Genomic DNA, 19,116 nt, shown 5'->3' with positions numbered 1-19,116 from the left:
TCGGGGTTCCGCTGGCGAAAACATTTGCCTATAAGCCGCTTCTAGCCTGAAAAGACCATCAATGCGCGACCCGGCCGGTGACCTCCCAACCTGGCCGGTTTTTCGCGCAGCTAGAAACGGATGATTGCCCATGCCGAAGCGCCAAGACATCAAATCGATCCTCATCATCGGCGCGGGGCCGATCGTCATCGGTCAGGCATGCGAATTCGACTACTCCGGCACCCAGGCGTGCAAGGCGTTGAAGGAGGAAGGCTACCGCGTCATCCTGGTCAACTCCAACCCGGCGACGATCATGACCGATCCGGGCCTGGCGGACGCGACCTATGTCGAGCCGATTACGCCCGAGGTCGTCGCCAAGATCATCGCCAAGGAGCGCCCGGACGCCCTGCTGCCGACCATGGGCGGACAGACGGCGCTCAACACGGCCCTGTCGCTGCGCCGCATGGGCGTGCTCGACCGCTACAATGTCGAGATGATCGGTGCGAAGCCCGAGGCGATCGACAAGGCGGAAGACCGTGCCCTGTTCCGCGAGGCCATGGCGCATATCGGCCTGGAGACGCCCAAGTCGCGGCTGGCGAACGCCACGGACATCAAGGACCACGACCGCAAGTCACACGAGGCGGAGCGCTCGGCCCTCAAGGCGAAGCTTTCCGGTGACGAACTCGACAAGGCGCTGGACGAACTCGAAAACCAGTGGAACCTGGGCGAAGGCGATCGCAAGCAGCGCTATGTGAACCATGCCATGGCGATCGCCGCACAGGCGCTCGACGATGTCGGCCTCCCCGCGATCATCCGGCCGTCCTTCACGCTCGGCGGCACCGGCGGCGGCATCGCCTATAACCGTTCGGAGTTCTTCGAGATCGTGGGCAGCGGTCTTGACGCGTCGCCGACGACCGAAGTCCTGATCGAGGAATCGGTCCTCGGCTGGAAGGAATATGAAATGGAGGTCGTCCGCGACAAGGCGGACAACTGCATCATCATCTGCTCGATCGAGAACATCGATCCGATGGGCGTCCACACGGGCGATTCGATCACCGTTGCGCCGGCGCTGACCTTGACCGACAAGGAATATCAGATCATGCGCAACGCCTCGATCGCGGTGCTGCGCGAGATCGGCGTCGAAACGGGCGGCTCGAACGTCCAGTTCGCCGTCAACCCTGAGAATGGCCGCCTCGTCGTCATCGAGATGAATCCGCGGGTCTCGCGCTCCTCCGCCCTCGCATCGAAGGCCACCGGCTTCCCGATCGCCAAGATCGCCGCCAAGCTCGCCGTCGGCTATACGCTCGACGAGCTCGAGAACGACATCACCGGCGGCGCGACGCCCGCATCCTTCGAACCGTCGATCGACTACGTCGTCACCAAGATCCCCCGCTTCGCCTTCGAGAAATTCCCGGGAGCCGAGCCGACGCTCACGACCGCAATGAAGTCGGTGGGCGAAGTCATGGCGATCGGCCGGACCTTCGCCGAATCGCTGCAGAAGGCGCTGCGCGGGCTTGAGACCGGGCTGACCGGACTTGACGAGATCGAGGTTCCCGATTTCGACGACAACGGCGACGGCCGCAATGCCATCCGCGCTGCGCTCGGCACGCCGACGCCGGACCGCCTGCGCATGGTCGCCCAGGCGCTGCGTCTCGGCATGAGCGAAGCCGAAGTGCATGAAGCCTGCAAGATCGACCCCTGGTTCATTGCCCAGTTCAAGGCGATCGTAGACATGGAGGCGCGCATCCGCGAGCACGGCCTGCCCACCGACGCCGAGAACCTGCGCATGCTGAAGGCGATGGGCTTCTCCGACGCCCGGCTCGCGACGCTTACCGGCAAGCGTCCGAAAGAGGTGGCAGAGCTTCGCAACGCACTGAACGTGCGCCCCGTCTACAAGCGCATCGACACCTGCGCGGCCGAGTTCGCATCGCCGACCGCCTACATGTATTCGACCTACGAGACGCCTTTCGTCGGTGCCGCCCGGTCGGAGGCGCAGGTTTCCGATCGGAAAAAGGTCGTCATCCTCGGCGGCGGCCCCAACCGGATCGGCCAGGGCATCGAATTCGACTACTGCTGCTGCCATGCCGCCTTCGCACTGAAGGACGCCGGCTACGAAGCGATCATGATCAACTGCAACCCGGAGACGGTTTCGACGGATTACGACACCTCCGACCGGCTCTATTTCGAGCCCCTGACGGCAGAGGACGTGATCGAGATCATGCGTGCTGAACAGGAAAACGGCACTTTGCACGGCGTCATCGTCCAGTTCGGCGGCCAGACTCCGCTGAAGCTTGCCGAAGCGCTGGAAAAGAACGGCATCCCGATCCTCGGCACCGCGCCGGACGCGATCGACCTCGCCGAGGATCGTGATCGCTTCCAGAAGCTCCTGATGAAGCTCGACCTCAACCAGCCGAATAACGGCATTGCCTACTCCGTCGAGCAGGCCCGCCTCGTCGCCGGCGAAATCGGCTTCCCGCTGGTCGTGCGCCCGTCCTATGTTCTCGGCGGTCGCGCCATGCAGATCATCCATTCGGAAAGCATGCTGCAGAGCTATCTGCTCGATACCGTTCCGGGGCTGGTTCCAGAAGATATCAAGCAGCGCTATCCGAACGACAAGACGGGCCAGATCAACACCTTGCTCGGCAAGAACCCGCTCCTCTTCGACAGCTACCTGACGAATGCGATCGAAGTGGACGTCGATTGCCTTTGCGACGGCAAGGATGTCTTCGTTTCGGGCATCATGGAGCATATCGAGGAAGCCGGCATCCACTCGGGCGACTCCGCCTGCTCGCTGCCGGTGCATTCGCTCGGCACGGAGATGGTCGACGAGCTGGAGCGTCAGACGGGGGCGCTCGCCAGGGCGCTGAATGTCGGCGGTCTGATGAACGTGCAGTTCGCCATCAAGGACGGCACCATCTATGTGCTCGAAGTGAATCCGCGCGCTTCACGCACCGTTCCCTTCGTAGCCAAGACGATCGGCGCGCCGATCGCCAAGATCGCCGCCCGCGTCATGGCCGGCGAAATGCTCGACGAGGCGATCGCCGCCTATGGAAAGAAGCCGGATCCGCGCAACCTGAAACATATCGCCGTCAAGGAGGCCGTCTTCCCCTTCGCCCGCTTCCCGGGCGTCGATACGCTTCTTGGCCCGGAAATGCGTTCGACCGGCGAGGTCATCGGCCTCGACACCGATTATGCCCTGGCCTTTGCCAAGTCGCAGCTCGGTGCCGGCGTCGACCTGCCGCGCGACGGGACGGTTTTCGTTTCGGTGCGCGACGAGGACAAGGAACGGGTGCTGCCCGCGATCCGCATTCTCGCCGATATCGGCTTCAAGGTCATGGCGACCGGCGGCACGGCGCGCTTCCTCGGCGAGCAGGGCATCGTGGCAACCAAGATCAACAAGGTCCTGGAAGGACGGCCCCATGTCGAGGACGCCATCCGCAACCGGCAGGTCCAGCTCGTGATCAACACGACCGACGGCAACAAGGCGATCTCCGACTCGAAATCGCTTCGCCGTGCGACGCTGATGCAGAAGGTGCCCTATTACACGACGATGGCCGGCGCCGAGGCCGCAGCACTCGCGATCAAGGCACTGAAGGCAGGCAACCTCGAAGTGCGTCCGCTGCAGAGCTACTTCGAAGCCTGATCATTGCGGATTTACCCTTCTGAACGCAGCCTGAACGTCCGATTCAGGCTGCGTTCCATTGCCGCATGGTCCCATGCCCCGACATGCGGAAACGGATCACCCGTGACGCGCATGGTTGGGGCAACGACATGCAGCTATATTTCTTCGATCTTCATTGGGATGACGATTGTGTCACCGATGACGAGGGCATTCTTCACTTCGATGAGGGATCGGCGCTCTATTACGCCCAGCGCATTGCCGACAGGATCGGCCGCGACGCGGATTATGGTTCCCTGAAAGTCGCGATACGCTCGCAGGCAGGCGCGCTCCTTGCAACCGTCACGCCTTCACGGGGCCGCGCCGCCGAACAGGAAGCCCTGCTCGGCCGCCGCCCCAGCCTGTTCCCGCATCCGTTCAAAGCCGGCCTTGCGCCGGCTGCGGCTCGGTGACCGCTACCGGATGGCGGCCCTGCCCTCGCATCGCGCCAGCCGCAGGGTCCTGATCCCGAAGAAGAGCGATGCGGCGGCGAGAACGCAGCCGAGCGCGAAAACGCTCAGCATTGCAGTCGAAATCACCCGAGCACTGACACCTTCGGCGAATCCTCCGGCATTGGCGACCGCTCCGAAAACGGCCGCACCGATCGCGTAGCCGGCGGATTGCAGCGTCGGCAGCAGCGCCGAGGTCTTGTCGCGTTCCTCGATGGTCGAGACGTTCATCAGCAGCTGGCTCAGCGTTCCCCAGCAAAGGCCGAAACCGGCTCCGACGGCGCTCTGGCTGACGAAGACGAGGCCGTATTCGCCGGAGCCGACGGCGAGCGTCAATCCGCCGAGGCCGAGGCAGAGGAACAACGGCCCGGTCCAGACCAGCCGTACGCGCGTCTCGTGAGAGCGAAGGCTCGCGACGATGATTGCCGTCAGGCTCCAGGATATGGCCATCAGGGCGTTCGAGAAGCCGGCGGCGGTCGGGCCGAAACCCCAGAGATGTTGCAGGGTGTAGACGAGATAGACGGAGCCCGAGGCCTGTGCCAGAGGCATCAGCAACACGACCCAAAGCCCCGTTCCAAGCGGGCGGTCGAACGAAAACGCGCCGAAGGGGAGGATGGACTGCGGCGATCGGCGGTCGAAGCGAACGGTTGCGACGAAGACCGCGAGTGCCGCCGCCAGCAGCGTCGACATCCTGTAGCCGTCGGCAGCCGTATTCGAAAGCGAGATCAGCATTATGCCGAAGCCGAACGCCACGAGGCGCAGCAAGGGAACCGGTCCGGCCGCCCTTGGGCCTTGTTTTGGCTGACGAAGGATTGCGACGACGAGCGCTATGAAGATTGCGGCTGCCGGTATGTTGACGAAAAAGGCGGCGCGCCAGGACCAATATTCCGTGAGCAGGCCGGATATCAGCGGCCCCCCGAAGGCGGCGGCAGCCCATACGATCGCTTCTGCGCCGAAGATTTTGGGCACCAGCCGCTGTGGAAAGAGCTCCGGTATCAGCGCGTAGCACAGGGCGGCAATGATACCCTCGCCAAGACCCTGAAGCACCCTCCCGGCCAGAACCTGCGGCATGCTGCTCGCCATCGTCGCGATGGCCGTGCCCGTCGCGAAGACGAGCGCGGCAACGATCAGCGTGTTGCGCGCACCGAACCGGACCTTCAGGCTTGCCGCCAAGGCGCCACCGACGATGGCGAAAACGAGGTAAAGCGTGAAGGCCCAGGACAACAGCGCGGCTCCGCCAAATTCCGCGACGGCTGTCGGCAACGCCGTCGAAATGAAGAACTCATTGAAGGCAAAAAGCGCCACGCCAAGGCACAGCGTCACGGTTGCGGCGAGATGGCGCGGCCGAAGGAGCTCGCTCCAGCTCCCCTCCTCCACGTCGATCTCCGTCTGCGGCGCCGGACCGGCCACTTGTGATTCCTCTTCGACTAAACTCATGATTCGGCCCCGTGTGGTTGGTATGGAGCCGGCACTGATACGACCTCAATCGCGGTTGAGGTAAAGAGGCTTTACTGCAGAATCTCACCTTTATCCCAACCCGCCGGAAGCCGAGGATCGATATGACGTGCCGCGCGAGGATCGCGAAAAATCTGGCTTTCGGACTTCGGATTCTGTTATAAGATCGGTTCGGTTTGTTCGGACGGTTCCGGTGCTTGCGCTCCGGAGGCCGTTTTCTTTTGCGCTGGCGCCGCCGAAAGGCGGCGCCGCGTGTTTGATGAAGGATGATGAAATGGTCGACAAGGTGCCCATGACACAGGGTGGATTCGTCAATCTGCAGGAGGAGCTGCGCTGGCGCCAGCAGGAAGAACGGCCGCGCATCATCGAAGCGATCGCCGAGGCCCGCGCCCATGGCGACTTGTCGGAAAACGCCGAATATCATGCGGCAAAGGAAGCCCAGAGCCATAACGAGGGAAGAATTTCCGAACTCGAAGACCTGATCGCGCGCGCCGAAGTCATCGATCTTTCGAAAATGTCCGGATCGAAGATCAAGTTCGGCGCCAGGGTGAAGCTCGTCGACGAGGATACGGAAGAAGAAAAGACCTATCAGATCGTCGGCGATCAGGAGGCCGACGTCAAACAGGGACGCATTTCCATCTCCTCTCCGATCGCCCGCGCGCTGATCGGCAAGGAGGTCGGCGACTCGATCGAAGTCAATGCTCCCGGCGGATCCAAGGCATATGAGATTCTCGCCGTTCAATGGGGCTGACCTGCCTTTAGGGGCGCGCCGGCCCCGTGCCGCCCCTCCTCCCTTGAATTGATTGTCGCAGGCGCAAGGAGAGCGCACAGGTGGTCGATATCCGCGACGTCGAAGTGATCGCGCCCAATTTCAAGCAGCGCCTGTCCGGCGTTACCTCGACAATCATTCAGCTGGTGCCTGTGCAGCGTGCCCTTGGACAGAAGATCGCGGTTCTCGGACCGGGCCTTCCCAAAAGCCTTCCTTCGGTCCGCTTTCGCGATCTCATTCATCTCTGGAAGAGGCCCGAAGGCCGGCCCTGCCGCGTTTGGCACGCGCGTCGAAACGTCGAAATGCTTCCGGCCATCCTTCTGCGCGACCTGCTGCGCATGAAGATCCGGATCGTCTTTACCTCCGCTTCGCAACGCCGGCATACCGGCTGGAGCAAGTTCCTCATCCGCCGGATGGACGCGGTTATCGCCACCAGCGGCAGGACGGCCGCCTATCTCGATGTACCGAACACCGTCATCCTGCACGGGATCGACACCAAGCGCTTTCAGCCACCCTTCGACAAGGCGGAGGCGAAGAAGGCACTCGGCCTCGATCCCGCGAAGAAATTCGTAGGATGCTTCGGGCGCGTACGACATCAGAAGGGGACCGACCTCTTCGTCGACAGCATGATCGCCCTCCTGCCCTGCCGGCCGGGCTGGGGCGCTATCGTTGCCGGGCGGGCCACCGGCCCTCACCTCGCCTTCGAGTCGGAACTGAAGGAACGCGTCGCCAAGGCCGGTCTCGCCGACCGGATCCTGTTCGTAGGCGAACACACGAATATTCCCGACTGGTACCGCGCCCTCGATCTCTTCATCGCCCCGCAACGCTGGGAAGGCTTCGGCCTGACGCCGCTCGAAGCAATGGCGACCGGGGTCCCCGTCGTGGCAACCGATGTCGGCGCGTTTTCGGAACTGGTAACCAGCGGTACCGAGGAGACGGGCCTCATCATTGCGGCCGACGACCTCAAGGCGATGGTCGATGCGGCAGCCGCTTTCATGGACGACCTGCCGCGGCTTGCCGCCGCCGGCGCCAACGGTCTGGCACGGACCGCCGAAAACTTCGCCATCGAGCAGGAAGCCCGCGCGATCGGAGCGGTTTACGAAAGCCTGATGCGCTGATCTGGCTACGGCTTCGAGGCAAACAGCTGCAGATAGGCGTCAGTGATCGCTTCCCTTGAGAACTGACCGACAAGCGTCTCGTGGCCGCGCTCGGCCAAGCGCGTGCTCAGGGAATTGTCGGCCACGATCTGCTCGATGGCGCGGGCGAAACCTTCGGCATCGCCGATATCGACCATCAGGCCGTTTTCGCCGTCGCGCATGAACCATTGCGGCCCCTCGGAACGGGTCGATACGACTGGCGTTCCCTGGGCCCATGACTCGAGAATGACGTTGCCGAGCGGCTCGTGGCTGGACGACATCACGAAGACATCGGCCGCAGCCAGGAAGGGCCTCGTGTCTTCCTGCCAGCCGGCAAAGCGAACGCGGCTGGAAACGCCGAGGTCCGTCGCGAGCTTGTGCAGATTGTCACGCTCCTCTCCATCGCCAAGCAGCCAGAGATAGATCCCCGGCAGTCCGGCGACCGCTTCGATCAGCGTATGAAATCCTTTCCGCTCGACGAAGCGGCCCATGGACATCACGACGGGCGCATCGGCTGGCGTATCGAGCATTGCCCGGTCTATCGCCTCGACGCGCCCGGTGCCGGTGAAATTGGAGATGACCCTTATCTCCCGTTTCCAGCCGAGCCCTCGAACGCGCTCGGCAATTCCCGGCGTGTTGCACACGATGCAGTCGGTGTTTCTGAAATAGCTCAACCGTGTCGGATAATCGCCGAGGCGCGAGATCTTGAGTGCGCCTTTGTAGTTCGGCATCAACTCGCTTGCCCGGGGCGCCCAAGCCATCAGGACATCGGGCTTCTCGCGCCGCGCCATGTGCTTCACCTTCAGCGGCAGCAGGATCCGATCGAGCGAGAGGTTGCGAAAATGGCTTTCCCGGATCGTCGCGGCGCCTTCGATGTCTCGCCGCCAGCCGCGTCCGGGGCGGATGATCGCCGACTGCTCGACGCCGCGTTCCGCAAGCGCATTGACCAGGTGTACGAAGAAACGCTCGGCGCCGCCGTCCTTGCCGAAATGAAAGTGAGTGACTTTCATCGCTTTGCGACACCTCTGTCGAAAAGGTCGAGATAAGCGTCGGTGATCGCTTTTTCGGAGAAGCGCGTGCGCAAGGTTTCGCGGCCGCCGGCGCTCAGCCTCTCGCGAAGTGCCGGATCGTCGCGTAGCCGGCGAATGGCCTCCGCAAGACCCACGTCATCGCCGCGATCGACCATGAGAGCATCGCTCTCATGCGTCATCACCCAGGATGGCCCCTCAGCGCGAGAGGCTATCGTGGGCTTTCCGGCGCCCCAGCCTTCAAAGCAGACATTGCCGAGAGGCTCGTGCGACGAATTGATGACGAAGGCGTCGCCGGCGGAGAGAAAACCATAGGCGTTGGTCTGCCATCCGGTGAAGCGGACGCGACCGCGAAGCCCGAGTTCGTCGGTCAGTTGCTCGAGCTGCTCTCGTTCCGGACCATCCCCGACCAACCAGAGATAAGTGTTGTCCACCTCCTTCACGGCGCGGATGAGCCCTGCGAAACCCTTGCGTTTGACGAAGCGGCCCATGCCGACCACGACGAAGGCATCCGCCGGTGTCTGCAGATCGGCCCGCGCTACGGGCGGTGCCGGCTTTGCGCGGGTGAAGTTCGCGATCACCTCGATGTCGCGCTTCCAGCCAAGTTCGCGAACCTTGGCGGCCATATCCGGTGTGATGCAGACGAGTGTCTCGACATTGGTATAGTAGCCGAGATGTTCGGGATAATCCCCCAGCCGGGAAATGCGAAATGCCTTGGCGTGAGCCGGCATGAAGCGGCTCGCCCGCAACTGCCAGGCCATTATGACGTCCGGCTCGAACTCGCGAAGGACCCGGTTCATCCGCCATTTCAGGAGGAAGCGAGAAAGCGAAATGCGCCGAAAAACTCCTTCATAGATCGTAGCACTGTTCTCCAGGTCCTTACGCCAGCTGCGGCCCGGGCGGATCAGTGCGCGTTGTTCGACGCCCCTCTCATGCAGCGCATTGACGAGATTGACGAAGAACCGCTCCGCACCGCCCTCCGTGCCGAAGTGAATATGCATGACCTTCATGCCGAACCCCTTGATCGATCAATGCGAAAGCGCATCATCCACATTCGGGCGCGCCTTCAGAGCGTGCCGCTGGTAGATCTTCGCCGCCGTCAGGAAGGCATAGACCGCCCCGGTCATGGCCTCGATGAAGCCCGAAAGGCCGCAGCGCCAGAGACCGTTGCGGAAATAGAGCCTGAGAAAATAGATGGGCGGGGTGAAGATGAGCTTGTAGAAGCGCGGCCGTTTTCCGGACTCGACCTGCTGGTCCGCTTTCAGTGTCGAATATTTGTTCTCCTTCAGGATCTGCTCGTCCATGACCAGCGGGCGGAAATGAAGGAGACTGCCGGTTCGGGCATTGTCGACATTTCCCTCGGGAACGATGCCTTCATGGACTTTCTGGCTAAGGTCGTAACGTCCCTTCCCGCGCCGGATCAGCCGCAAGTTCCGCCGCTCGCGGACGTTTTCGGGGGTGTAGCCATAGCCGATCAGATAGGGACGACGCGCCACGCGCCAGCCGACGGTTTCGGCCGATGCTGCGAGCAGCTCAGGCAGCAATTCCCGTAGCGCCTTGTCCAATCTTTCGTCCGCATCGATGTTGAAGCACCAGGGCTGGCTGCACCGCTCGAGGGCGAACTGCTTCTGCCCGGCATAGCCGCGCCACGGCTCGTACATGAAACGGATTGGCCATCCCGCGTCGATGTAGGATTGAACCAAGGCGGCGGTGCCGTCCGTCGATCCGGAATCGACGATCACGATTTCCGCGCACCGCTCGAGGCTCTCGATGCACTTGCCGAGATAGGCCTCCTCATTCAAGCAGATGATGAAGGCTGAAAGCGGAAGCTTGGGGGTCGTTTGGCCGTCTCGCGTCGCCGAAATCGGCAGGGTCCCCTCGCTCTCGTCCTGGTAATTGCTCAATTCATTCGGTCCGCGGGGCGTTTGGTTGCGATGCTCGGCGGCCGGGCCGCCCTGCACATCAGATTTCTACCTGACATGCGTCCTTCACTTGACGGATCGTCAGCATCGTCCGCACCGTGTCGACATTCTCGGTGGCGGTCAGTTCTTCAATAACGAAATCCTGAAAGCTCGCAAGGTTTTCGGCCACGCACTGCAGCAGAAAGTCCGATTCCCCGGACACCATCCAGGCCTCGCGAACAAGCGGCCACGAGGCGGTGCGGGCGGCAAACGCCTTCAGATTGGCATCGGACTGGTGCTTGAGGCCGACCATGCAGAAGGCGACGAGGTCGTATCCCAGCGCGGACGCGTTCAGAAGCGCACGATAGCCTCTGATGACACCGGCTTCCTCGAGCTTGCGCACGCGGCGCAGGCACGGAGGAGCCGAGATCCCCACCCTCTCGGCCAGTTCCACATTCGTGATTCGGCCGTCGTCCTGCAGTTCGCGCAGTATCTTCATATCGATGGCATCGAGCTCGACGCGTACGACCATTGCCCAAATCCCCAATCCCTACCGGCCTTGCGGGGAAGGCCCTATTTTATCCGCCGATCACCACAGGCGAAACCGCAGCGCCTATCCGTCCGCACCAGAAGGGCGTTTGGCGGCGGCTGCCCCCCGGGGCTGCCTCCGTGCTTGGTTAGCACGTAACCGAATGCCGATACGAGAGCGCTTGCAGGTGCATGCACAAAAACCTTGTGCGCCCGGGCGCTGGAGCGTGTTATGCCGGTGCCGCGGGTCAAAACCGATGCAAATATGCCCGATCTGGTGTCAAATCGACGCTGACCACGCAACCACTTGTGTGTATCAGAGGACGCGCCCTTGAAAGTGCGCGCTGTGAATACCTAAAGTAAGGCAATATTTGCATTGGCGGATTGCACCGGAGGACGCTCCCGGCTCTTTCCGGCGGACGAAGGACAAAAGCATGACTGCGCGCCACACGAAAGTGTTGATTATCGGTTCCGGCCCTGCCGGTTATACCGCGGCCATTTATACGGCGCGAGCCATGCTTTCGCCGGTCCTCATCGCCGGTATGGAACAGGGTGGCCAGCTGATGATCACCACGGATGTGGAGAATTATCCGGGCTATGCCGATCCGGTCCAGGGGCCCTGGATGATGGAGCAGATGCTGAATCAGGCGATCCACGTCGGCACTGAAATCGTCAACGACCTCGTAACCGATGTCGACCTGTCCGTCCGCCCCTTCCACATCAAGACGGATAGCGGCACGGATTGGACGGCGGACGCTTTGATCATCGCCACCGGCGCCAAGGCGAAATGGCTCGGCATCGAAACCGAGCCGACCTTCATGGGATTCGGCGTTTCCGCCTGTGCCACCTGCGACGGGTTCTTTTATCGCAACAAGGATGTCATCGTCGTCGGCGGTGGCAACTCCGCCGTGGAGGAAGCACTTTATCTCTCCAATCTGGCGAAGACCGTCACCGTCGTTCACCGCCGGGATGCTTTCCGCGCGGAAAAGATCCTGCAGGAGCGCCTTTTCGCAAAGCCGAACGTCAAGGTGATTTGGGACCACGAGGTTCTGGAATATCTCGGGACGCCTGCAAAGCCGCCGATGCCGGCCTCGGTCAACGGCGTGAAGCTTCGCAACACCAAGACCGGGGAAACATCCGACATGGCCATCGACGGTGTTTTCGTCGCGATCGGTCATGCGCCTGCGGTCGAGCTCTTCAAGGGCAAACTTCGCCAGAAGCCGAACGGGTATCTTTGGACTGCGCCGGATTCCACCGCGACCGACGTCCCGGGCGTCTTCGCCGCCGGCGACGTGACCGACGACATCTATCGGCAGGCGGTTACCGCCGCCGGCATGGGTTGCATGGCTGCGCTCGAAGCGGAGAAATACCTGGCGGGTCATATGCCCGTCGCAATTGCAGCCGAATAGAAGCTGCTAAACAGGGCACGCGCCGGGATCGGGGCGCGGCTCTGCTAGCGCGGGATGAGGAAAAGTGCGTGCGGTTTTCCGCCCGCATCCCGCGTCTCAACTTATTAGAATCGATCACGTTCATGATCTTAGGTCGGTCCGACCTAAGATCATCGTGATCTAGGGAACAGATGCATCGGTCGTCTCCGGAGAAAAGTGGCAAGCTTTTCCGGCTGAGCCTTTATGGGGGATTCTATGTCGCTGGACTGGGACAAACTGCGCATTTTCCATGCGGCGGCCGAGGCTGGCTCGTTCACGCACGCGGCAGACAAACTCCACCTTTCGCAGTCGGCGATCAGCCGGCAGGTCAGTTCGCTCGAGCAGGATGTCGGTATCAAGCTCTTTCATCGGCACGCCCGCGGCCTGATCCTCACCGAACAGGGCGAAATGCTCTATCGCACCGCGCACGACGTGCTGATGAAGCTCGAAAGCGTCAAGGCGCAGCTTAGCGAGACGACGGACAAGCCAAGCGGCAAGTTGCGGATCACGACCACGGTCGGCCTCGGCCAGGGGTGGCTGACCGACAAGATCCAGGAATTCATGTCCTTGTATCCGGAAATCCAGGTACAGCTCATCCTCGACAACGAGGAGCTGGATGTGAACATGCGTCATGCGGACTGCGCCATCAGGCTGCGGCAGCCGCAACAGTCGGATCTGATCCAGCGCAAGCTCTTCACCGTGCACATGCATGTCTATGCCGCGCCGTCCTACATCAACAAATATGGCGAGCCGCAGTCGCTTGACGATCTCGACAATCACCGGATCATCACCTTCGGCGAGCCCGCCCCCAACTATCTGCTCGACGTGAACTGGCTGGAGATTGCCGGACGCGATTCCGACAATCCGCGCATTTCGCATCTGCAGATCAACAGCCAGACATCGATCAAGCGCGCCTGCCTGCTCGGCATCGGCATCGCCATGCTTCCGGACTATATCGTCGGCCGCGATCCCGGTCTCATTCAACTGCCGATAAGCGCCGATATCCCCTCTTTCGATACCTATTTCTGCTATCCGGACGAATTGAAGAACGCGGCGAAGCTGAAAGTCTTCCGCGATTACATCGTCGCTAAAGCGAGAAACTGGAACTTTTGACGTTCCGTTCAATTGCCCGAATTGTGAGCAATTGCCAGATTCTTGCGTAAACCTTTGTTATTGCATGTCTCTTTTCGAGCGAGAGCGAAGCTCCTCGCGAAGCGCATCGTTGTGCGCTGCAAAAATGAGCAGCGATGCGCAAACGGCATGGCTGTCATGCATATTAAATGATTGCCGACAGCCCAAAAAAGCAGCATACCAAACTCAGCTGATGCATCTTTGGTGGCTTCTCCTCCCAGTGCCACCGCAGCAGCTGTTCCCCTCTGGAGGTTTTAATTACCTTCACAACTACAAGGGCCCAAGTTTTCTTGTGGCCCTCTTTTTTTGCCTGCGGGAGCCCCACAGCCCTCAGTTGCGAAAATCTTGGGAACGGCTATTGAAAGCGGCTACGGCCCTCCCCATATCTCTTTCAGCTGGTGCATCTAGCGGCTTTCTCCTCCCCAGCCGCTGCAGCAGCTGTTCCCCTCTGGAGGTTTGAAACCTTCACAACTGAAAGGGCCCAAGTTTCTTGTGGCCCTCTTTTTTTGCCCGCGTTTTGCCCGGCATTCACAGGTCATTTGGGCTCGGTATTCACGACGTTGTGACTTCCTGTATCGAATTTTAGCGATATATATATCGAAGAAACTAAATACATCGAAATATGATGGATAGAGACGAAATTCTCAAAGCACTGGCGCATCCGACGCGCATGGAGATCCTGACCTGGCTGAAGGAGCCCCAGGCGCATTTCTCCGGCCAGGAGCATCCGCTCGACATGGGCGTCTGCGCAGGGCAGTTCGAAAGATGCGGCCTGTCGCAGTCGACGGTTTCATCTCATCTCGCCGTGCTGCAGCGCGCCGGTCTGGTGACGACCCGCCGCGTCGGCCAGTGGGTCTTCTATCGGCGCAATGAGGAGACCATCGCAGCGTTTCTGAAGACCATCGGCGATCTCTGATTTCCCCAACTTCCTCCCAAGTCTCAACCGCAATGGAAAGGACAATCCATGGCCTCTCTCTTCGACCCGATCACGATCGGCGATATCAGCCTCAGCAACCGCGTGGTGATGGCACCTCTGACCCGGAACCGTTCACCCCAGGCCGTGCCCAATGATCTGAACGTCGCCTATTACGAGCAGCGCGCATCCGCCGGCCTGCTGATCACCGAAGCGACGGCGATAAGCCACCAGGGCCAGGGCTATGCCGACGTGCCGGGCCTTTACAAACCGGAGGCCCTCGCCGGCTGGCGCAAGGTCACGGATTCGGTTCACAAAGCCGGTGGCAAGATCGTCGTGCAGATGTGGCATGTCGGGCGGATATCCCACGACTCGCTCCAGCCGCAGGGCGGCAAACCGGTCGCCCCTTCCGCTATCCGCGCAAAATCGAAGACCTATCTCGTCAATCCCGATGGGACCGGCAGCTTTGCCGAAACCTCCGAACCGAGGGCGCTCGAACTGGCGGAGATCGGCGGCATCGTCGAGGATTACCGCAAAGCTTCTCGGGCCGCGATCGAAGCCGGTTTCGACGGCGTCGAGATCCATGCTGCCAACGGCTATCTGATCGACCAGTTCCTGCGCTCCGGGTCCAATCAGCGCACGGACGCCTACGGCGGCTCGATCGAGAACCGCGCCCGCTTCCTCTTCGAGGTGGTCGATGCCGTTACCAAGGAAATCGGCGCTGGTCGGGTCGGGATCCGCATCTCTCCCGTGACCCCCGCCAACGACGCCTTCGATCCGGATCCGCAGCCGCTCTTCACCTATGTCGCCGAGGGCCTGGCCCGCTATCCGCTCGCCTATGTGCACGTGATCGAGGGCGCTACCGGCGGGGCGCGCGACCATCAGCAGGGTGACCGGCCCTTCGACTACACAAGCCTCCGTGCCGCCTACGCAGCCGCCGGCGGCAGGGCAGCCTGGATGACGAACAACGGTTACGATCGCGATCTGGCGCTGAAGACGGTCGAAAACGGCGAAGCCGATCTGGTTGCTTTCGGCAAACCCTTCATCGCCAATCCGGATCTCGTTCGTCGTCTGAGAGACAACGTGCCCCTGAATGCGCCGGACCAGGCGACCTTCTATGGCGGCGGCGCCAAGGGTTATACGGATTACCCATCGCTCGAAAACGTCGCCTGAATCGATAAAGACCAAGGAGCCCCGCCCGATGCGCTGGGCTCCTTGCGCAGCGAATCGATTATGCTGCCCCGATGTTCACGTCCTTCATCGATGAATGGTCTCTCGAGCCCACAGGCGACCCTATCCTCACGCGGACGAGCCGTCTCCTGCCCGTTCGCTGGCGCGGCCTGCCGGCGATGCTCAAGGTGGCAGACGAGCCGGAGGAAAGATTTGGTGGGCAGTTGATGCGATGGTGGGATGGCCACGGCGTCGCCCGGGTCTACGCCGCAACCGAAAGCGCCATCCTCCTCGAACGGTCGGAGAGCCGCCGATCGCTTTTTCATATGGCGATGACCGGCAGCGACGACGACGCCACCCGGATCGTCTGCCGCACCGTTGCCGCGCTGCATGCACCACGGCCCTCCACGCCGGCGGGCCTCGCACCGCTCGAGCGCTGGTTCCAGGCGCTGGACCCTGCAGCCCGCGCCCATGGCGGTATTCTCAGGACCTGTGCAGACGCTGCCCACCATCTCCTATCCGCGCCCGAAGTCCCGGTCGTCCTGCATGGAGACATTCACCACGGCAACATTCTCGACTTCGATGCCCGGGGCTGGCTCGCCATAGATCCAAAGGGCCTCTATGGCGATCGCGGTTTCGATTACGCCAATCTCTTCTGCAATCCGGAGCTTCCCGTCGTAACCGCTCCGGGGCGGCTATCCGGACAGCTTGCAATCGTTGCCCATGAGGCGCGGCTGGAGCCGAAGAGGCTCCTTCGGTGGATCATCGCCTATGCCGGCCTGTCGGCGGCTTGGTTCCTTGGCGACGGAGAAAGCCCGGAAAGCACCTTGGCAGTGGCCGCGATTGCCGCCGCGGAGCTGAGCGGCTAGTGGACGGAGAGAAACTCGGCTGTTGAGCCGACAAGTCCGCTGGACCCGGAGGAAGAGTATGGAAATCAGAGATGCCGCAGAAACCGATCTTCCGGCGATATGCGCGATCTACAACGACGCTGTGGCGAACACGACGGCGATCTGGAACGAGACCCTTGTCGACGTCGCCAATCGGAAAACCTGGCTGAAAGCACGCAACGCTGCGGGCTTTCCGGTGCTTGCCGCCCTGTCCCCTGACGGCGAGGTCGTCGGCTACGCCTCCTTCGGCGAGTGGCGCGCCTTCGACGGATACCGGCACACGGTCGAGCACTCGGTCTATGTGCGGACGGACCAGCGCGGCGGCGGCATAGGCCGGGCGCTGATGCTCGAGCTCATCGATCGGGCCGAAGCACTTGGCAAGCACGTGATGGTCGCGGGGATAGAGTCGGCAAACCTGCCGTCGATCCGTCTCCATGAGCAACTCGGTTTTCGTGAGACCGGCCATATGAAGGAGGTCGGCACGAAATTCGGCCGCTGGCTCGACCTCACCTTCATGCAACTGATCCTTCGCACCGGTTCTCCGGACTGAAAGCTTTGCAGCCCGATTTGTCGTCCGCAACGAAGATGCTATCTATATGCACTCGTTGGTCGCCGAGGGCCGCATGGTCGAGTACGAAAAGGCAGGCACAAGCTTTATCCGGAGCACCCTGAAGGGACGTCTGGCACGCGTCGCCGCGGCCATATTGTCCGTGGTCATGTGTTTTGTCTCCGCCCACTCCGGGGCTGCGGAGGCACGCACCGACGCGCCGGCTGCGCCGCGGAAGTGCCTCTACTCGGGGGTGTCCACGGCAAACCCCTTCCTCCGTCTCTGTATCAGCCCCGATAATTTCGCCCGCGACGTCTGCGGCATCATCGAACATTATGCCAAGGCGAACGATCTGCCCGCCGCTTTCTTCGCCCGTCTCATCTGGCGCGAGAGCCTTTTCCAGCCGGACGCCATCAGCCCCAAGGGCGCAGAAGGAATTGCCCAGTTCATGCCCGCGACGGCAAAGCTGCGCGGCCTGGCGGACAGCTTCAACGCGGTGGCGGCGCTCGGCAAATCCGCCGAGTATCTGAGCGAGCTCAAGTCCCGGTACGGCAATCTCGGTTTTGCGGCGGCGGCTTACAATGCCGGCGAAGCAGGCCTGGAGCGCTTCCTGGAAAAGGACCGTCTACCCTATGAAACGCGGGATTACGTGCTGGCGATCACCGCCTATTCGGTCGAAGACTGGCGCGACAACCCACCGAAGTCGCTCAACATCGAACTCGACAAGGACAAAAGCTTCCTCGATGGCTGCGTCGCGCTTGCCAATACGCGGCGCTTGCGCGAGCTGGTTATCGCCGATGAAGCCGTCTGGGCGCCCTGGGGCGTTCAGCTTTCGGCCCACTATCAGAAATCCATGGCGCAGCGGCTGTTCCTGAATGCCGTGAAAAAATTGCCCGCTCCGATCAACAGCGAAAAGGCAGTTCTGGTGCGGGAGCGCAATGCCAGCTTCGGGTCCAGGCGCCGCTACGCTGCCCGCATCGGCCGGCAGACGCGCGCCGAGGCAGACCAGCTTTGCGCCGCCATCCGCAAGAGCGGTGGCGTCTGCGTCGTGTTCAAGAACTGACGGATGCACGCCCCAGCGCGTTGCCGCTATGCCCGGCAGTGAAATTGTTGCTCGTTTCACTGCGCAGGCAATCAAGAGACGCAAGCGTCGTTGCAACGGCTTGGTCGATCGGCGTATGCGGCTCTTCGCCCAGCAGCGCGACAAGGCGATCGTTGCGCATTTCAAGCGGCTTCCGCCACAGGTAGCGCATCTCCTTAAGTTCCCGAAAGAACGGGACGAAGGGCGACGCGAGCGTGACGAGCCACCACGGAAAGGTCCGAACCCTTAGGCGCGGCCTGTCCGCCGCACGTCTGATCGCGGCGATCATTCCGGTGCCTTCATCGTCGAAGTGTCCGCGCATATGGTAGACGGCGAAGGGCGGGAGGGTTTCCGCACGCTCGATCAGGCGTGCCATCGTCTCCGCCATGTCCGGCAAATAGGCCCATTGGTGAGCGACCCCTTGCGCGCCGGGGTAAGTTACCGTCGTCAGCGGCTTTCCAGGCTTCACCAGCCCTTGCGAGAACCAGTTGTTCCCAGCATTCGGCCCGAAGAAATCCCCCGCCCTGAGGATGATGACGCCGGTGCCTTCCTCAGAGGCAGCTTTCAGCCGGGCCTCCATTTCCTTGCGAATCGTCCCCTTTTTCGTCAGTGGCCGCTGCGGTGAATCCTCACGAAGAATTGGGAAAGCGTCGGGACCGAAGTTATACATCGTGCCCGGTAACACGATGCGGGCGGCAGCCTGTCTGGCCGCACTTATGGTGTTGTCGAGCATCGGCAGCACCAGGCGTTCCCAATCGCGGTAACCGGGCGGATTGACCGCATGAACGATGAACCCCACTCCCTCTGCCGCGGCACGAACATCCTCCGCGTTCATCGCGTCGCCTTGAATCCACTCGAGGGCCGGCATTTCTGCGGATACCTTCGCAGCGTTGCGGTGCAGTGCGCGGACTTTCCACCCACGCGCATTCAGGTTTTGCGCCACGGCGCCACCGATTCCGCCTGTTGCACCCAACACCAGGACCGTTCCTGTATTCTCTTTCGTCGCGCTCATCATTCTCTCCATCGCTTGACGAAGGGAGCATCGGCCATCATTCGG

17 protein-coding genes are annotated in these 19,116 nt (G+C 61.8%); 11 read left to right on the top strand and 6 right to left on the bottom strand.

The genetic code is table 11. The annotated features are described in order from the left end of the window. Positions 1-130 precede the first annotated feature (130 nt). On the top strand, positions 131-3,622 hold the full coding sequence (gene carB / locus AC6CIG_RS23365) for a carbamoyl-phosphate synthase large subunit (protein WP_100673996.1): 3,492 nt from the start codon (positions 131-133) through the stop codon (positions 3,620-3,622). Positions 3,623-3,705: 83 nt separating this feature from the next. Beyond that, on the top strand, positions 3,706-4,050 hold the full coding sequence (locus AC6CIG_RS23360; RefSeq protein WP_437407742.1) for a DUF6894 family protein: 345 nt from the start codon (positions 3,706-3,708) through the stop codon (positions 4,048-4,050). 3 nt (positions 4,051-4,053) lie between these two features. Here AC6CIG_RS23360 and AC6CIG_RS23355 read toward each other — a convergent pair whose 3' ends face one another. Continuing rightward, positions 4,054-5,496 carry an MFS transporter gene (locus tag AC6CIG_RS23355; RefSeq protein ID WP_437407822.1) on the bottom strand — a complete coding sequence of 481 codons (1,443 nt, stop codon included), beginning with the start codon at positions 5,494-5,496 and terminating at the stop codon, positions 4,054-4,056. Between the two features lie 319 nt (positions 5,497-5,815). Here AC6CIG_RS23355 and greA point away from each other — a divergent pair, with 319 nt between their 5' ends. Beyond that, positions 5,816-6,292, top strand: coding sequence for a transcription elongation factor GreA (greA, locus tag AC6CIG_RS23350; RefSeq protein ID WP_003529568.1), 477 nt, complete (start codon positions 5,816-5,818; stop codon positions 6,290-6,292). A gap of 80 nt (positions 6,293-6,372) precedes the next feature. Further along, on the top strand, positions 6,373-7,428 hold the full coding sequence (locus AC6CIG_RS23345; RefSeq protein WP_437407743.1) for a glycosyltransferase family 4 protein: 1,056 nt from the start codon (positions 6,373-6,375) through the stop codon (positions 7,426-7,428). 5 nt (positions 7,429-7,433) lie between these two features. Here the strand turns inward: AC6CIG_RS23345 and AC6CIG_RS23340 are convergent, their stop codons facing one another. The 4 genes from AC6CIG_RS23340 to AC6CIG_RS23325 all read right to left on the bottom strand — a co-directional run bounded on the left by AC6CIG_RS23340 (position 7,434) and on the right by AC6CIG_RS23325 (position 10,907). After that, the gene (locus AC6CIG_RS23340) at positions 7,434-8,456 is read right to left on the bottom strand and encodes a glycosyltransferase (RefSeq protein ID WP_437412238.1); all 1,023 of its coding nucleotides are present in this window, start codon (positions 8,454-8,456) and stop codon (positions 7,434-7,436) included. Next, on the bottom strand, positions 8,453-9,484 hold the full coding sequence (locus tag AC6CIG_RS23335) for a glycosyltransferase (RefSeq protein WP_437412239.1): 1,032 nt from the start codon (positions 9,482-9,484) through the stop codon (positions 8,453-8,455). Before AC6CIG_RS23335 ends, AC6CIG_RS23340 begins: the two co-directional genes overlap by 4 nt. Before the next feature lie 18 nt (positions 9,485-9,502). Then, the gene (locus tag AC6CIG_RS23330) at positions 9,503-10,339 is read right to left on the bottom strand and encodes a glycosyltransferase family 2 protein (protein WP_437407823.1); all 837 of its coding nucleotides are present in this window, start codon (positions 10,337-10,339) and stop codon (positions 9,503-9,505) included. 97 nt (positions 10,340-10,436) lie between these two features. Further along, on the bottom strand, positions 10,437-10,907 hold the full coding sequence (locus tag AC6CIG_RS23325; RefSeq protein ID WP_003529557.1) for an Lrp/AsnC family transcriptional regulator: 471 nt from the start codon (positions 10,905-10,907) through the stop codon (positions 10,437-10,439). A gap of 430 nt (positions 10,908-11,337) precedes the next feature. Between AC6CIG_RS23325 and trxB the strand changes: the two genes are divergently transcribed. From trxB to AC6CIG_RS23290, 7 genes are all read left to right on the top strand, one after another. Continuing rightward, a complete protein-coding gene (gene trxB, locus AC6CIG_RS23320; RefSeq protein WP_437407746.1) occupies positions 11,338-12,312 on the top strand; it encodes a thioredoxin-disulfide reductase in 975 nt (324 codons plus the stop codon). A 234-nt stretch (positions 12,313-12,546) separates the two neighbouring features. After that, positions 12,547-13,443 carry a LysR family transcriptional regulator VtlR gene (locus AC6CIG_RS23315; RefSeq protein ID WP_003529555.1) on the top strand — a complete coding sequence of 299 codons (897 nt, stop codon included), beginning with the start codon at positions 12,547-12,549 and terminating at the stop codon, positions 13,441-13,443. Positions 13,444-14,086: 643 nt separating this feature from the next. Next, entirely contained in the window at positions 14,087-14,377 is a 291-nt protein-coding gene (locus AC6CIG_RS23310; protein WP_003529553.1) for an ArsR/SmtB family transcription factor, read from the top strand. A gap of 48 nt (positions 14,378-14,425) precedes the next feature. Beyond that, a complete protein-coding gene (locus AC6CIG_RS23305; protein WP_127710960.1) occupies positions 14,426-15,547 on the top strand; it encodes an alkene reductase in 1,122 nt (373 codons plus the stop codon). Positions 15,548-15,618: 71 nt separating this feature from the next. After that, positions 15,619-16,413 carry an aminoglycoside phosphotransferase family protein gene (locus AC6CIG_RS23300; protein ID WP_411933943.1) on the top strand — a complete coding sequence of 265 codons (795 nt, stop codon included), beginning with the start codon at positions 15,619-15,621 and terminating at the stop codon, positions 16,411-16,413. Between the two features lie 58 nt (positions 16,414-16,471). Then, positions 16,472-16,981 (top strand): GNAT family N-acetyltransferase, encoded by a 510-nt coding sequence (locus AC6CIG_RS23295; RefSeq protein ID WP_437407747.1) that lies wholly within the window; start codon positions 16,472-16,474, stop codon positions 16,979-16,981. Between the two features lie 46 nt (positions 16,982-17,027). Further along, a complete protein-coding gene (locus tag AC6CIG_RS23290) occupies positions 17,028-18,041 on the top strand; it encodes a transglycosylase SLT domain-containing protein (RefSeq protein ID WP_437407748.1) in 1,014 nt (337 codons plus the stop codon). Here AC6CIG_RS23290 and AC6CIG_RS23285 read toward each other — a convergent pair. Further along, complete coding sequence (locus AC6CIG_RS23285; protein ID WP_127710952.1) at positions 18,031-19,071, bottom strand: NAD(P)H-binding protein; 1,041 nt, start codon at positions 19,069-19,071, stop codon at positions 18,031-18,033. The two genes, AC6CIG_RS23290 and AC6CIG_RS23285, sit on opposite strands and share 11 nt — an antisense overlap. Positions 19,072-19,116: the final 45 nt, after the last annotated feature.

It is taken from the genome of Sinorhizobium sp. GQ132, assembly GCF_059758575.1.
This window is presented reverse-complemented; position numbering and strand designations above follow the sequence as displayed.

Coding starts and splice junctions, on each gene's coding strand:
- AC6CIG_RS23360 (WP_437407742.1), top strand. CDS start 3,706: ATGCGGAAACGGATCACCCGTGACGCGCATGGTTGGGGCAACGACATG.
- AC6CIG_RS23285 (WP_127710952.1), bottom strand. CDS start 19,071: ATGAGCGCGACGAAAGAGAATACAGGAACGGTCCTGGTGTTGGGTGCA.
- AC6CIG_RS23325 (WP_003529557.1), bottom strand. CDS start 10,907: ATGGTCGTACGCGTCGAGCTCGATGCCATCGATATGAAGATACTGCGC.
- AC6CIG_RS23290 (WP_437407748.1), top strand. CDS start 17,028: ATGCACTCGTTGGTCGCCGAGGGCCGCATGGTCGAGTACGAAAAGGCA.
- AC6CIG_RS23340 (WP_437412238.1), bottom strand. CDS start 8,456: ATGAAAGTCACTCACTTTCATTTCGGCAAGGACGGCGGCGCCGAGCGT.
- trxB (WP_437407746.1), top strand. CDS start 11,338: ATGACTGCGCGCCACACGAAAGTGTTGATTATCGGTTCCGGCCCTGCC.
- AC6CIG_RS23315 (WP_003529555.1), top strand. CDS start 12,547: ATGTCGCTGGACTGGGACAAACTGCGCATTTTCCATGCGGCGGCCGAG.
- AC6CIG_RS23310 (WP_003529553.1), top strand. CDS start 14,087: ATGGATAGAGACGAAATTCTCAAAGCACTGGCGCATCCGACGCGCATG.
- carB (WP_100673996.1), top strand. CDS start 131: ATGCCGAAGCGCCAAGACATCAAATCGATCCTCATCATCGGCGCGGGG.
- AC6CIG_RS23295 (WP_437407747.1), top strand. CDS start 16,472: ATGGAAATCAGAGATGCCGCAGAAACCGATCTTCCGGCGATATGCGCG.
- greA (WP_003529568.1), top strand. CDS start 5,816: ATGGTCGACAAGGTGCCCATGACACAGGGTGGATTCGTCAATCTGCAG.
- AC6CIG_RS23335 (WP_437412239.1), bottom strand. CDS start 9,484: ATGAAGGTCATGCATATTCACTTCGGCACGGAGGGCGGTGCGGAGCGG.
- AC6CIG_RS23305 (WP_127710960.1), top strand. CDS start 14,426: ATGGCCTCTCTCTTCGACCCGATCACGATCGGCGATATCAGCCTCAGC.
- AC6CIG_RS23300 (WP_411933943.1), top strand. CDS start 15,619: ATGTTCACGTCCTTCATCGATGAATGGTCTCTCGAGCCCACAGGCGAC.